Origin of the sequence: Geomonas oryzisoli (assembly GCF_018986915.1) — a bacterium.
GTDB classification, from domain to species: domain Bacteria; phylum Desulfobacterota; class Desulfuromonadia; order Geobacterales; family Geobacteraceae; genus Geomonas; species Geomonas oryzisoli.
In genome coordinates this window covers 2609366-2623871 of sequence record NZ_CP076723.1, presented here as the reverse complement: position 1 = coordinate 2623871, position 14506 = coordinate 2609366, and the positions used below count along the sequence as shown (strand labels likewise).

Annotated in this window: 13 protein-coding genes; 12 read left to right on the top strand and 1 reads right to left on the bottom strand. The window is 61.4% G+C overall.

Annotation, left to right across the window (positions count from 1 at the left end; all coding sequences use genetic code 11):
• The first annotated feature begins 3 nt into the window (after positions 1–3).
• The 12 genes from xrtA to KP004_RS11405 are packed head-to-tail and all read left to right on the top strand — an operon-like array spanning position 4 to position 13526.
• On the top strand, positions 4–843 hold the full coding sequence (gene xrtA / locus KP004_RS11460) for an exosortase A (RefSeq protein ID WP_216798680.1): 840 nt from the start codon (positions 4–6) through the stop codon (positions 841–843).
• On the top strand, positions 830–1483 hold the full coding sequence (locus KP004_RS11455) for an exosortase C-terminal domain/associated protein EpsI (protein ID WP_216798679.1): 654 nt from the start codon (positions 830–832) through the stop codon (positions 1481–1483). The genes xrtA and KP004_RS11455 overlap by 14 nt, the downstream gene beginning before the upstream one ends.
• Positions 1484–2662: a glycosyltransferase family 4 protein gene (locus KP004_RS11450; RefSeq protein WP_216798678.1), complete on the top strand. Its 1179-nt coding sequence runs from the start codon at positions 1484–1486 to the stop codon at positions 2660–2662.
• Between the two features lie 39 nt (positions 2663–2701).
• Positions 2702–4174, top strand: a complete 1473-nt coding sequence (locus tag KP004_RS11445) for a lipopolysaccharide biosynthesis protein (protein ID WP_216798677.1) — start codon at positions 2702–2704, stop codon at positions 4172–4174.
• A gap of 23 nt (positions 4175–4197) precedes the next feature.
• Entirely contained in the window at positions 4198–4962 is a 765-nt protein-coding gene (locus KP004_RS11440) for a class I SAM-dependent methyltransferase (protein ID WP_216798676.1), read from the top strand.
• Positions 4963–4964: 2 nt separating this feature from the next.
• Positions 4965–6515, top strand: a complete 1551-nt coding sequence (locus KP004_RS11435) for a phosphotransferase (protein WP_216798675.1) — start codon at positions 4965–4967, stop codon at positions 6513–6515.
• Positions 6512–7723 carry a glycosyltransferase family 4 protein gene (locus tag KP004_RS11430; RefSeq protein ID WP_216798674.1) on the top strand — a complete coding sequence of 404 codons (1212 nt, stop codon included), beginning with the start codon at positions 6512–6514 and terminating at the stop codon, positions 7721–7723. The genes KP004_RS11435 and KP004_RS11430 overlap by 4 nt, the downstream gene beginning before the upstream one ends.
• A gap of 7 nt (positions 7724–7730) precedes the next feature.
• Positions 7731–9011: an O-antigen ligase family protein gene (locus tag KP004_RS11425; protein ID WP_216798673.1), complete on the top strand. Its 1281-nt coding sequence runs from the start codon at positions 7731–7733 to the stop codon at positions 9009–9011.
• Complete coding sequence (locus tag KP004_RS11420; RefSeq protein ID WP_216798672.1) at positions 9008–10126, top strand: glycosyltransferase family 4 protein; 1119 nt, start codon at positions 9008–9010, stop codon at positions 10124–10126. The genes KP004_RS11425 and KP004_RS11420 overlap by 4 nt, the downstream gene beginning before the upstream one ends.
• Entirely contained in the window at positions 10123–11154 is a 1032-nt protein-coding gene (locus KP004_RS11415; RefSeq protein ID WP_216798671.1) for a polysaccharide deacetylase family protein, read from the top strand. Before KP004_RS11420 ends, KP004_RS11415 begins: the two co-directional genes overlap by 4 nt.
• Positions 11155–11170: 16 nt before the next feature.
• Positions 11171–12103: a glycosyltransferase family 2 protein gene (locus tag KP004_RS11410; RefSeq protein WP_216798670.1), complete on the top strand. Its 933-nt coding sequence runs from the start codon at positions 11171–11173 to the stop codon at positions 12101–12103.
• A 4-nt stretch (positions 12104–12107) separates the two neighbouring features.
• Positions 12108–13526 carry a phenylacetate--CoA ligase family protein gene (locus KP004_RS11405; protein WP_216798669.1) on the top strand — a complete coding sequence of 473 codons (1419 nt, stop codon included), beginning with the start codon at positions 12108–12110 and terminating at the stop codon, positions 13524–13526.
• Positions 13527–13622: 96 nt separating this feature from the next.
• Here the strand turns inward: KP004_RS11405 and KP004_RS11400 are convergent, their stop codons facing one another.
• Entirely contained in the window at positions 13623–14483 is an 861-nt protein-coding gene (locus KP004_RS11400) for a heparin lyase I family protein (protein WP_216798668.1), read from the bottom strand.
• Positions 14484–14506 lie beyond the last annotated feature (23 nt).

Sequence of the window (14506 nt, the reverse complement as noted above, 5' to 3'; positions counted from 1 at the left end):
TGCATGCCTTTATCGCGAAACGACAAGATAAAGCTCTCGTTGCTGGTCGCCCTCTGGTTAGCGGTCTTCTCACCCATCGTGCCGGAGATGGTGGGGGAGTGGGGTAGCCATTCCGACAACAACCATGGCTTCCTGGTCCCGTTGGTGACGCTCTACTTCCTGTGGCACCAAAAGGGCGAACTTAGCGCGGGGGAGATCGACTGTGCCAAGTGGGGAGGCGTTATCCTCGCAGCGAGCCTGGCGATCTACCTCGTGAGCTTCGCGGGCGGGGCCGCTTTCCCGGCGCGCATAGCCATGGTGGCGTCCCTCTTCGGCCTCCTTTGGTTCTGTCTGGGCAACGCGTGGATCCGGGTCATGGCCTTCCCGGTCCTGTTCCTGCTCTTCATGGTCCCGGTTCCCTACTCGGTGATGAGTCTCGTCTCGATGCCGCTGCAGCTGATCGCCACACGGCTCTCCGCCTGGATCATCCAGATGTGCGCCATCCCGGTGTACCGCGAGGGGAACATGCTTTACTTCGTGGGGACGCAGCTCGAGGTCGCGGAGGCATGCAGCGGCATCAGGTCGATCATGTCGCTCACCATGCTGGGTTCGATATTCGCCTACCTGGCCCCGGTCGGCTGGCAACGGCGGGCGCTCATCGTGGTCGCGGCGGTCCCCATCGCCATGACTGCCAACATCATCCGGATCAGCGGGACCGGCATACTGGCCAACTATTTCGGCGACAGGGTCGCCCGCGGCTTCCTGCACGATTTCTCCGGTCTGGCGGTTTTCGCATTCGGGTTGCTCATGCTCTGGATGATCCACCTGCTGCTTACCAGGAAGGTGTCCCATGATCGGAACTAAGGTCTTCCTGTTCGCACTCGTGCTGCTGGTTTGCGCCGGGACCGCCGCCGGGTTCATCGCGGCCCGTCCCCGGGTCGTCGTGGTGCGGACCAACCTGGAGAAATTGCCCATGACCATCGGCGATTACCGGGGCATTGACGATGTCTTCCCGGAGCTGGTGTACCGGGAGCTGAACGCGGACCAGCATGTCTATCGCCACTACCGCAACGCCGACGGGCAGGTCGTCACTCTCTATATTGGCTACTACGGCACGGCCAAAGGGGGGCGCACCGGGCACAACCCATACGCCTGCCTTCCCGGCGCAGGTGCTGCCATCGTGGACACCGGGACCGTGACCCTGAAACAGCAGGGAAGGCCGGAGCCCGTCCCGGTGAACTACGTCCTCGCAAGGAAAGACGGGGCGAGCACCGTCATGCTGCACTGGTACCAGACCGCCGGAACCAAGGTGGTCGCCACCGGTTGGCGGCAGAATCTGGAACGCTTCAAGGGGCGCGTGCTGCGAAACCGCAACGACGGCGCGTTCGTCGAGGTGTACATGGCGGCTCCCGATGCGATGGTGCCTTCGGCCAAGAAGACGACCGGCGCATTCGCCGAAAAGGTGATGAACCTGCTCCCCGGCTACTGGCCGGTGGAGCGCTAGGTGGCCGCCGTGGACTCGCTGCCGGCAGTAGCGAGCAAGGGAGGGCGGAACGGCCGCTGCAACCTGCTGTTTCTGCATTACGGCGACGACGCCATGAGGGGGAGCGAGATCTCGCTCCTGAAGATCATGTACGGACTGGACAGGGAAAGGTTCGGGCTCTTCGCCATCTGCAACCGGGAACGGTACCGGCAGGCCCTGGAGGCCGCGGGCGTGACCGCCCGCTGCGCCGAGATCCCCGAGGTCATGGTCGACGGCCGCTACCTCCGCCTGCAGGTGGCCTCGTTCTTCCGGACCGTCTTTTCCCTTGCCCGCTACATAAAACGGAACGACATCCGGCTGGTCTACTGCAACAACGGCCTTCCCTCCCAGGCCGGCTACTACGCGGCCAAGCTGGCCGGGGTGCCCATCGTATCCCACGTCAGGTCGCCGTACAACCTCAGGTACATCCTGCTGTACCGGATGAACAGGGTCACCGCGCGCGTGTTCGTAAGCCGGGCCATAAGGGACGAGTTCTGCGGCAAGGTCAGGCCGAAGGGGCTCTCGACCGTCATTTACAACAGCGTCGATACGGAGCGCTTCACACCCGCACGGCAGCGGGACGGGGGGGAGAGGGCGGAACTGGGCATACCCGCCGACCGGATCGTCCTGGGGCAGGTGGGGTCGCTGATTTACCGCAAGGGGATCGACGTCGTGCTGGAGGCGCTCGCGCTGGCACGCGAGAGTAACGCCGCCCTGCACCTCGTGCTCGCGGGAAGCGGCGCGGACGAACCCGCCTTCAGGCGTGCCGCCGAGACCATGGGGGTGCAGCGGGCGGTGACATTTTTGGGAGAGGTGGCCGAACCACTGGCGCTTTACCAGCAGGTATTCGATATCAACCTCCTTGCCTCGCGCAGGGAGGCCTTCGGCGTCTCGCTCATCGAGGGCGCTTCCTGCGGGTTACCCGCTATCGGGAGCCGTGTGGACGGCATACCCGAGATCATTGACGACAACAGTTCCGGAATCCTGGTGCCGCCGGGTGACGCGGCCGCTCTTGCGCAGGCCATGCTCACCCTGGCTGCCGATCGCTCGCTCCGGGAGAGGATGGGGGCGGCCGGACGGCAGATCGTCCTGTCGCGGTTCTCCCTCGACCGCTACGTCGCCTCCGTCGGAGCTGTAATAGAAGATATCCTGGCCGGCTAGTGCCTTTTCAGGCACGTGCCGTTTTTCATCCGGTGCATTATGAGCGACATTCTCAAAGGCCTCAGCAGACATACCCTCACCTACACGGTGGGAACCTTCGCACAGCGCGCGGCGAGCTTCCTGCTGCTGCCGGTGTACACCCGTTACCTGTCCCCACGTGACTACGGGATACTCGAACTGGTGGGGCTCACTACCGACGTCATTTCCATGGTCGCAGGTCTCGGGATAGCGGCCACCGTGTACCGGTTCTATGCGAAATATGACGACGAAAGCGACAAGAACGCCGTCATCAGCACCGCATTCATCCTGATGAGTGCGATCTTTGCAGTCACCGCGCTGCTGTGCCTGTGCTTTGCCGGCAGCTTCTCGGAGCTGGTCTTTTCCGATAGTGCCCACACGCCCTTTTTCGTCGTGGCCTTTTTTTCGCTGTTCTTCAGCGTCGGCATCGAGCTGCCGAGCATCTTTCTCAAGGTCCGGCAGAAATCCGCGCTGTTCGTCGGCTTCAGCCTGTTGAAACTGGTGCTCCAGCTTTCCCTGAACATCTCCTTCGTCGTGCTCCTCAAGGCGGGGCCGCTCGGGATACTGAAGAGCACCCTGATCGTCAACCTGGCGCTCTCGGTGCTGTTGTCGATCTACACGATACGCGAGACCGGGCTCAGGTTCTGCGGCGTCAAGGCACGGGAGATGGTGCGCTACGGGTTCCCCATCATCTTCTGGTCCCTGGGGAGCTTCCTGCTCACCTTTTCCGACCGGTTCTTCCTGCGCTCCTATGCAGACCTGACCACCGTGGGGATCTATTCGCTCGCGTACAAGTTCGGCTTCATACTCACCTGCTTCGCCGTGGTCCCCTTCCAGCAGATCTGGGAGCCGCAGCGTTTCGAAATCTACAAGAAGCCCGACGGCCAGGCCGTCTTTCTCCAGGTGTTCCGTTACTTCAGTCTGTTCGTCATCGCGTCGGCTCTTTTCGTGGCCATCTTCGCCAGGGAGACCGTCGAGATCATGGCGGAAAAGTCGTTCCATCCGGCTTATGCCCTGGTGCCGCTTCTCCTGGTCTCAGCCGTGTTGCAGGCCTGGACCGCGTTCTGCAACTTCGGCCTGCTGGTACAGAATCAGACCCGCAGTTACGCGGTGTGCGCGGTGTTTAGCAGCGTGTTGGTCCTGGTCGTCAACTTCCTGCTCATCCCGAAATGGCAGGCCTACGGCGCGGCCTGGGCGACCGTGGTCGTTTACGCGGCCAGGTTCTTCTGGGTCTACTATGCGTCGCAACGGGTGCTGCCGCTTGCCTATGACTGGCTCCCCGTTGCCCTGGTATCGGTTCTGGCTGTCGGGACCTATGTCGCGAAAACCGCCTTCGATTCTTACTCGCTGCTCACCGGCCTGGTTGGCGGAGGAGCGCTCTTCACCGTCTTCGTGCTTGCCGCATGCCGCGTGGCCCTCACCCTTCATGAAAGGGAGCAGGCCGTGCACTATGTCCGCAACACCTTGAAATTCTTGCAGCCGGAGCGGCCCTGAAACCGGGCCACAGGGAGAGATACATGTCCGAAACCATCGATAAGACGCTGTCCGTCGCCACCAAAAGCCATTACGAGAGCCTGGTAGGGGAGCTCGGCGTCGGCTACCTCGATTACCGCTGGAACAATAACCCCATCAGCCGCAGTCACTACCGCCAGACCAAGGCCTCCGTCGACTTCGCCCTCGGCAGGCTTGCCGGCACCGTGGAGCGCATGCTCGAGATCGGGTGCGGTCCGGGCACGTGGACGGACCTCTGCCTGAAAAGGGCCCGGCAGTTGACCGTCGTCGACATCTCGACGGAAATGCTGAAGGTCCTCGCCGAACGCTTTCCCGCGGCGGGCATCGAGGCCCGGTGCGGTGATTTCGGCAGCGACGACGTTGCGTTCGAGCGTAGCTTCGACGTGATCTTTTCCGTGCGCGCCCTCGAGTACATGGACAGCAAGGCCGCCGTCATCGGCAAGTGCGCCCGGCTCCTGGCCCCGGGGGGGCACCTCATCATCATCACCAAGAGCCCGCGCTGGATGGACAAGAAAAAGGAGGAATCGGCGGGGGACGTCATCCAGTCGGGCTGGATCGACTGGGCCGACCTGGAGGGGCTCTACCGGGACAGCGGCCTGGACCGGGTCGAGACCTTCCCCGTCTGTCTGGGCTCCTACTACTTTCCCTGGTCGACGCACCTCGGCATCAAGGTGTGCGACCTGTTGCAGAGAAATCTGTACAGGAAAAGGATCGGCGGCCCGTTTGAATCATTCGCGGAAAGCTTCATGACCATAGGGGTGAAACGTTAGCAATGTCGTGCGCAGAGGCCACAGTTCGTGGGGGGGCGACGCCGGAAGCCGCGGCGGCGTCCGAAACCCGCCGCGATACGGAAGGGGCGGCCGGAGGGGTCCTCGTCATCGGGGAGCGGCTTGGCCATCTGCGCGAATTACACGCCGGCGCCGTGCCGGCCGACTCGCTGCCGTCCGACCCATCCGAACTGGAGCCGTTCTCCACGATCCTTTTGCACTCTTCCGCGTTGCGCTCGTCGCGGGAATTACCGGCTCTGCTTGAGGGGCGCGCCGGGGGAGCGGCGAATCGCGTGGTGGTCATTGTCGCGGAAAACCCCCTGTTGTCGCGGGGAAGAGGGGAAGACCCGTGCCCGCTGACCTTCGCCGAACGGTGGCAGCTTTTCCGGGGGCGCCTGGAAAGGCTCTGCCCTGAAGCCGTCCCGCTCTCCCGGCGGTTCCTTGCGGCTGCAGGGGGGGAAGGTTTGCAGGAACTCGTTGCGGCTGACTTTTCCGGTCGCCCAACGCGGTATGACGCTTTCCCGGCGGCTTCTCTGACGAGAAAGGGGGTGCTTGCCCGGTTTCTTGCCAGGCGTGCTGTCGTGGTCGTCCTCCCTTCGGCTTCCTGGGGGCGCATGCTCATCGGGGACGTGGTCGATATGGTCTCCGCCCATGTCGGCGGGAGCTCCGCATGTTTCGTGGAGCGCGTGGACGTCCGTTCGCGGGGTGCCGTGGTGTTGTTCCTCGCGGAGCAGGGGACGGGGCGGCGCTTCGTCGCACGCCTGGTTTTCGATGCGGCTTCCGACGCCATAATCGCCAGGAACGCGCAGTACCTCGGGTATCTGCGCAGCCTTGGCGACGCCGCTTTGCAGCGCCTGATCCCGACCCCTTTGGGACGGCGCACGAGGCCCGGTGTCACCGTCTACCTGGAAACGAAGCTCCCCGGCGAGCTGGCCTGGAAAAGGCTGACCCCCTGGATCCGGCGCCGCACCGACCGGGACATGGAGCTCTTCTTGACGCGGCTGGCAGAAGCCAGCGGGCACCGCGTGCTTTTGGACCAGGCGACCCTGGACGCGCTGTTCCGGGAGGACATGGAGGTGATCCGGGCCTGCCCGGCGATCGACCAATCCTTCTTCGACTCGTTGTGCACCACCGTATCCGGTATCAAGAAGGCGCTTTTGGGCCGCTCTTTGGAGCTTGTCTCCTCTCATGGTGACTTCGGGTACGGCAACGTGCTGGTCCATCCGGTGACCGGTACCGTCCGTGGTGTCATCGACTGGGATACCGGGAGGAAAAGCGAGTTCCCGGCGGTGGACCTGGTCAACCACTACATCCAGAAGGAGCGTATCCGGCGCGGGTGCAACTTCTTTGCTGCCTTCGAAGCGGTGCTGGCATTACCCCTCGCCGGTCTTCCCCTGGCGGCGTTTTACCTGGGCTGCGGCCAGGGGGCGCTGCTGCACTACGTGACCTTTTTGCGGTACCTGGCGCGCTCAGCCCGGTATCACAAGTTGTTTCAGGCGCACTGCGGCGAGTACGTGGCCGCGCACCAGATGTTGCTCGCGAGGGAACCGCTATGAAATCACCGATCCGCGTGCTGTATCTGGACAACACCTTCACCTTCGGCGGCGCCATCATCAGCTTGGGCTACCTGGTCCGGGCCCTCGATGAGCGCTTCCAATGCGTCGTGGTCAGCGGGCAGCCGATAGAGTACCTGCGCCGGGCCTTCGAGGGGCAGGTTGTTTATCACTACATCCCGAAGCTTCCCTGGATCGACAACAGGATCTACAGGCGCATCGCGCCGTTTCCCTTGTTCAAGCTGAAGGCCTTTGCCAGGCTGTTAACCGTTCTGAGATCACTGTTCTGGATCTGTTATGTGTATCTGCCCGAGGCAATCAGGTACTATAACATAGGGCGCAGACACAAGATCGACCTGGTCCACCTCAATAACATCCTGGGAAGCCAGTTGCCCGGGATAATGGCGGCAAAGCTCCTCGGGGTTCCGTGCGTGGCTCACCTGAGGGATTTCGAGGAGGTGAGCTTCGCCACCAGGCTGTACGCGCGGTGGATCGACCACCATATCGCCATCTCCGGGGCGATAGCCGACAACCTGCGCGACCTCGGAGTGCCGGAGGAAAAGATCACGCTGGTCCATGACGCACTCGATCTCGAGAACTTCGCAACCGCCGATGCGTGCGACCATCTCTACGCGGAGCTGAACGTCCCCAGGGAATCGCGCCGCTACGGGCTGTTCGGCAGGATCATCCAGTGGAAGGGTGTCAGGGAATTCATTCTCGCCTCGCAACAGGTCGCCAGGCAGGTGCCGGGGGCGATCGGCTTTATCGTCGGGGGGGCCTCCGACGGCGACGAGAGCTACGAGGTCGAGATGAAAAAACTGGTGGCCGACCTGGGGCTGACGGGGAAGGTCGTCTTTCTTGGCTACCGCGACCAGGTGCCCCCCCTGATGAACTTCATGGACGTCGTCGTGCACGCCTCGACCAGGGCCGAGCCCTTCGGCATGGTCGTCATCGAGGGGATGGCGATGGGCAAGCCGGTGGTCGCCACCAGGGGAGGCGGGCCGCTCGACATAGTGGTCGACGGGGAAACCGGGACCCTGGTTCAGCCCGGGGATCCGGATGATCTCGCGGCTGCCATCGTGCGGTTGCTGCAGGAACCGGGGCTGGCGAGGGAAATGGGCGGGCGCGGACTGGCCAGGGTGCGGGAGCACTTCGACAGCAGGATGTACGCCGACAAGATGCAAGATGTTTATGCCAAACAGATGAGGTAGGTGCACCATGGAAGCGGTCAAAAGCGCTGCAACAACGGTGGATTTTCCGGATGCGGGGGGCGATCTCAAGAACCTTGAGCTTCGTTCTCTCCTTGCCTTCGTCAGGCGGCAGGACCTGCTGTTCTGGGCGGTCAACCTGTACCTGTTCTTCGAGTACATCCGTCCCCAGACTCTGTACCCGGTGCTGGACGTGATGCCGTACGCCGCGGTGGCCATCGTCGTCTCGATGCTGCTGCTGGTGCTTACCAAGAAGAACTTCGTGAGGAACCCGGCGGGGAAGCTTTTTTTCCTGCTGCTGGTGGTGATCTTCTCATCCAGCATCATGGGGCTCTCCACCGAGACCTCGCTGTCGAAGATATACATCGTCATATCCTGGTTCCTGGTCTACCTGCTGATTGCCAACGCCTTCGATACCGAAGACAGTTTTCTCCTCATGATGCTGGTGTTCCTCGTCTACAACTTCAAGATGGCGCAGTTCGCCTTCAGAGGCTGGGCGAGCATAGGGTTTGGCTTCGGCAAGGACGGCACCGGCGGCGGGCCCGGCTGGTTTGCCAATTCAGGCGAGTTCGGCATAGAGATGTGCATCTTTTTTTCGCTGTCGGCCTACTTCTTCCTCTCCCTCAGAAAGGGGTGGCCGAGATGGAAGCAGTGGTTCTTCGGGCTGTTCCCGGCAGCCGCACTCGCCGGGATCATCTCGAGCTCTTCAAGGGGCGCCGTTTTGGGCGCGCTGTCCGTGGTCTGCTTGATGCTCTTCCAGAGCAGCCGCAAATGGCGCGCGCTTTTCCTGGTGGCCCTGTTGGTGGTTGTCGCCTACTCCGTGGTACCTGCCGAGCAGCTCGGCAGGTTTTCCGCGGTCGGCACCGACGCCACCTCCATCAACCGCATGGCCCGCTGGGACAAGGGGCTGGAGATGGTAAAGATGTACCCGTTCCTGGGGGTGGGGTATGCCAACTGGGCTGCGGCCGACATGCGCTTTTTCGGAGGCAACGGCGACCTCTGCCACAACATCTTCATCGAGTGTGCCTCCGAGCTCGGCTACCTGGGTCTGGCCGCCTTTCTCTCCCTGGTATTCATCACCTTCAAGAACAACCATGACACCAGGAAGATGGTGAAAGGCACGGAAGATTCCGCTTTCATCACCGGTATGGCTCACGGCCTGGACTGCGCCCTGGTCGGCTACCTGGTGACCGGCTTTTTCGTCACCGTCATGTACTACCCGTACTTCTGGGTGAACCTGGGTATGACCGTTGCGCTCAACAGCGCGGCGCGAAAAAAAATCAAGGCATGAAACGAAACATCCTTTATCTCATAGAGTCGTCTGAAACAGGAGGCGCGGAAAACATCTTCGCCCAGTTGGTGAACGGCGTCGACAGGCGCAGGTATACCCCCCACGTGGCGCTCTTGTATCCCGGCCCGTTGTACGACCGGCTCGTCGCCGACGGGTGGAGCCCGGTGCTTGTCGACACCCGCCCCGGCGCCCTCGACTGCCGGTTGTTGCTGGGGATATTCAGGCTGGTGCGCAGGCTTGACATCCAGCTGGTGCATTCGCACCTGTTCACGACCAACGTGTACGCCAGCGCGCTCCGTTCCCTGACCGGAGTCCCGGTGATCTCCACGTTCCACGGGGTCGTCGACGTCAGCCCGGATGACCGTTGCAGCAGGCTGAAGTGGCTGGTGATCAACGGGTTTTCCTCCAGTGTGGTCTTCGTCTCGGAAGGATTGCAGCGGGAATTCGTCCGAGCCGGTCTCGCGTCTTCACGAAAGTCGGTGGTGATTTACAACGGCGTCGACTTTTCCAGGTTCCAGACCCTGCCGCCAAAGGGTGAGGCCAGAGGTCGTCTCGGGATCGGGGATGGAGCCTACGTCATCTTGTGTGTCGGTGACCTGAGGCCAGCCAAAGGTTACCGTGACGCCCTGGAGGCGACCGCTGTCATACGGGCGACGGTTCCCGAGGCGCTTTTGGTGATAGCCGGTACGAAAACGGAGCTTTACCCGGAGCTGCTTGCTCTTTGTGACGAACTGAAAATCCGGGAGTGCGTAAGGTTCCTCGGTTACCGGGACGACGTTGCAGACCTCTTTGCCGCTTCGGATGTCTATCTCTCATGCTCTCTAAGCGAAGGCTTTTCGCTCACGGTGGTGGAGGCCATGGCGGCCGGCGTACCCGTCGTCGCCACCCGCAGCGGCGGGCCCGAAGAGATCGTGGTAGACGGCACGACCGGCCTGCTCGTTGACGTCGCCGAACCGGCGCAGATGGCTGGCGCAATCCTCTCCTACCGCAACGACCCGGCCCATGGGCGCCGCGTTGCCGCCGCCGCGCAGCGTGACGCGGGTGAGCGCTTCACGCTGCAGGGGATGATTCATTCCTACCAGGAACTCTATGACAGCATCCTGGGGGCGGCATGAAAACCGGCAGCCTCAAAGCGGGGATAAAATCCCTGGCCGGGTCGCTTCTCTACCATGCCCGTTTCTTCGACCTGGTCCTGAAGCGTATCGGGAGCACCCGATACCTGGTGCTCATGTACCACCGCATCCTCCCTGCCTCGGAGCAAGGCCGGCTGCACCAGGAAGGGATGTACGTCACGACGGATACCTTCGAAAGGCATCTTGAGTTCCTGAAACGCCACTTCCGGCTGGGGAGCGTGCAGGACCTCGTCGGTGTGGAGAATCCGGCCCCGGAGCGCCAAAGGCCTCTGTGCATCCTGACCTTTGATGACGGCTGGTCCGATTTTTACGACTATGCCTATCCGCTGCTGCAAAGGCACGAGGTGCCTGCGCTTGTCTTCCTGCCGACCGACTACATCGGCACCGGACGACGTTTTTGGAGCGAGTCCCTCAGGCGTCTCTTCGAGGGGGCCGTCACCGCGGGGAGACAGGCGGAACTGGTCGCTATGGTCAAGCGGCGGTTCCCGGGACTGCCGCTGGGAGAGGACGTTGCGGCCGTGCTGGAAGCCTTGACGGTACATCTCAAGAGTTGCAGTGCAGAAGAAACCGCTTCGCTGCTGCGCTCGCTGGAGGGGGTCGCGGTGCCGGCCACCCCGCCGCCGGACTTCCTCACCTGGGAGCAGGTCCACGAGATGCGGGCTTCCGGCCTGGTTTCCTTCGGCTCGCATTCCTGCTCGCACCGGATGCTCACCTCACTTGGCGCCGGAGAGGTGCGGAGCGAGCTGTCCGACTCGAGGGACCAGCTGAGGGCACACGGGGTGGTGGGAGACGAAGTCGCTTTTTGTTTCCCAAACGGCAACTATGACGATACAGGCGTTGCCTTGCTGAGCGAGGAAGGCTACGCCTGTGCTTTCACCACCAGGTACGGGTGGAATCCGGTGACAGCGGACCGGTACCGGCTGAACCGGGTCGGGCTGCACCAGGACGTGGCGCGCTCCGACGGGCTTTTGGTCTACCGGTTGCTGTACCCGTTGATTATGCGGCGTTGACCGCGGGGCAAGGGACATGAAGATCACCATCGTCATACCGGTTTTGAACGGCATCAAGTACATCGGCCAATGTGTCGTAAGCTTGCGGCAGATGGATACCTGCGGCCATGTGGTCGATATCATCGTGGTCGACAACGGTTCCAGCGACGGGACCGTGGAGCTGCTCAAGGAGCTCGGTGTCTTCTGTACCGTGCATCGCGGCGTGACCGTTTCACAGTTGCGCAACATCGGCGCCGGCTACGCCGTGGGCCCCTTCGTAGGCTTTGTCGACAGCGACTGTCTGGTGCGGCGGGACTGGCTCGTCAAAGCCCTGGAGGTCATGGCAAGCGACGACCGGATCGGCGTGGTCGGGAGCTTCTACGGGGTAGGGGACGATCCGACCTGGGTAGAGGAGCTGTGGTGCGACAGGAAGGGGGGCATCGAGGGGGGTGTCGCGTTTCTGCCCGCCGGCAACATGTTCGTCCGCAAGGACCTGTTCGACGCGTTGGGCGGCTTTTCCACCACCCTCGTGACCGGCGAGGATTACGAATTCTGTCGGCGTGTCCGTAGCTGTGACAAGCTGGTGTTCAGCGCGCCGTCCGTTGCCGTCAAGCACCTTGGCAACGTGAAGATGCTCAGGGACATCGTCCGAAAGGAGCGGTGGTACGGCCTGGGCATGTTTGCGGGCAACGTCTTCACCTCGAAGCCGCTCATCAGTTCATTCGCCTTTGTCCTGCTTTGCGCCGGGACAGCGCTGTCGCTGTTATTTGCCCGGGAATACCTGGCGGTCCTCCTGGCCCTGCTTTTTGCGCTGCTGGTCGTTGTTTCGCTTGGCTTTTGCAGGACGGCGCAATCGTTCAACTTGGTCAAACTGTTTCAGTTCCTGCCGATTTCGGCGTGCTACATGCTCGGGCGCTTTCTTTCGGTCTGGGACCTGGTCATGCTGAAGTCGAAGAGAACGTGGGGATAACGATATGTCCTTTGCGCGCCTGTACGACAAGTTGCCGTACCCCCTGCAGAGCGTCGCTTTCGACGCGTACTGCAGGCGCCTCTACTCGAAGAGGTACGGCGATCGATTCGAGGAGGCTTCCCGCGCCCTGGAAGCCTTTGAAAGGCTGCCGCGCGCCGACATGGTCGGGTACCAGGAGGAAAAGCTGCGCGAACTGGTCCGGCACTGCTACCAGACGGTTCCCTACTACCGGCGCATCATGGAGCAGATGAAACTGGTTCCCGCCGATTTCAGGAGCATGGCCGATCTCGTCAAACTCCCGATACTCACCAAGGCCGACGTGCGCAAGTTCGGCAATGAGATGATCTCTTCCGCTTTCACTGAAAAGGATCTGGTGCACGGGCACACCAGTGGGACCACGGGGACTCCTCTCGACTTCTTCTGGGACCGCGATGCGTGGTTTCTGAACAACGTCTTTGACTGGCGCCAGAAGAGATGGGGGGGGATGCGGCAGGGCGAGCCGTACGCCTTGTTGCTGGGCAGGACCATCGTCTCCCCCCGCAGGCAGACGCCCCCCTTCTGGCAGTTCAACAAACATGAGAATCAGCTGTGGGTGTCTTCGTTCCATCTCAGTCGCCGGTTCCTGCCGGCGATTTCCGAAAAGTTGGCCGCGTTCAGGCCTGCGTTTCTGGAAGGGTATCCCTCCACGCTCTTCGTCCTTGCCAAATTGTTGGACGAGGCGGGCCTTACGCTGAAGGTAAGGGCGGTCTTCACTTCCTCAGAGCCGTTGCTCGCGGCGCAACGTGCTCTTTTGGAGAGGGTCTTCTCCTGCGAGGTGTTCGATTACTATGGACAGGCGGAGAGGGTCATCTGGGGGACGGAGTGCGGTGAGCACAACGGCAAACATGCCAACCCGGATTACGGCATAACCGAGGTGGTCGACGCGGCAGGCGTTCCGGTCCCGGCCGGCACTACCGGCCGGCTTATCGGCACGAGCCTGGTTAATATGGGAATGCCGTTTCTGCGGTACCAGGTAGGAGACATCTCCAGTCTCAACGAGTCGCAGTGTGCCTGCGGCTCAGCGATGCCGTTATTGGGAGAGATTCAGACCAAGCAGGAGGACATCATCATCACTCCCTCCGGGCGCTACGTCTCGGCATCCGTGCTGACCCACCCGTTCAAGCCGCTGAAAAACGTGCTGATGTCCCAACTGGTACAGCAAAGCAGCAGCGAGCTCCTGGTGAAGATAGTGAAAGGCGGCAAGTACGAGGATGGTGACACTCGGCAGCTTCTCAGCGGCCTCGATGAGCGCCTGGGGGGCGAGATGACGATTCGGGTCGAATTCGTCGAGGACATCGAGCGAGAGCCCAGCGGAAAGTTCAAGTGGGTCAAATGTTACCGTGGCAGCGGCATGACCTTGGATCAGTCGAAACCGCAGGACTAGCGGGTAGATCAGCTGCCTGACAGGGGCAAGGGCGGGGGCATACGGCGGGGCACCGCTTCAAGGCCCTACCGCAGCGGGCCTTGAAGCGGCTTTCGTTTATTGTCTGATTACGTTTCTGGGGGCGACGGGAATGTACATGTCGGAGAACGTCACGTCATCGACATAGATGTCAGTATCTACGTCAAAGCCGGAATTGGCCCACCCGAAAAGGTATCCCGTCTTGAAATAGCCGGGAGAGCAGGGGGCGCCATTCCATTTCATGTTGGTCTGGCCGAACTGCTTCACGCCGTCTACCCAAAACTCCAGAGCACCGTCGCCGGCTCCGGAATCCAGTTTGAAGTGCCACTCGAAGCAGAGCCATCTTCCCAGGAATGTCTTGTCCAGTGTCCATTTGCCGAAATTGGATATTGCCAGGCTTATGCTGTCAATGGAGGTGTTGGAACCGCTCCCCGTCTTGCACGTCAGTTGCGGAGGAGAGTAATTGAAGTCCAGACCGGTGAATGGGGACAAAGCGTCGCCTGCGGAGTTGTACCAGAGATGGGCTCCCATTTTGGCGCGTGCCCACGTGTAGTTGGCCTCCTCGTCCCATAGCATGATCGCTTTATTGTTGGTAGGGGAATCGTTTCTGTGGACGTAATTTAAGGGGAAGAAAACATAGTACTGGATGTACACATCCGGTCTGGCGCTCCCTAGTGAGAATCGCTGCTCGGCATCGTCATCCTGCCCCAGAGGTACACCGGCGAAATGGAACTTCATGGACTTGTTTCCTGTCCGTGCGATGTCGCTTGAAATGGTGACGGTTGAACTCGATGAGAGCCACTTCGCCCCATTCTCGGTATGAGCTTTATCACCGGATTCAAACCCATCTTTGAAAAATACGCCCGCATGTGAGGTGCTGCTTAGAAATATAAGTTGCGCCATCAAACACAGCACAAAAGAAAAAATAACGTTTTTCATTGGCTTCCTCCTTGTGTCGGGTA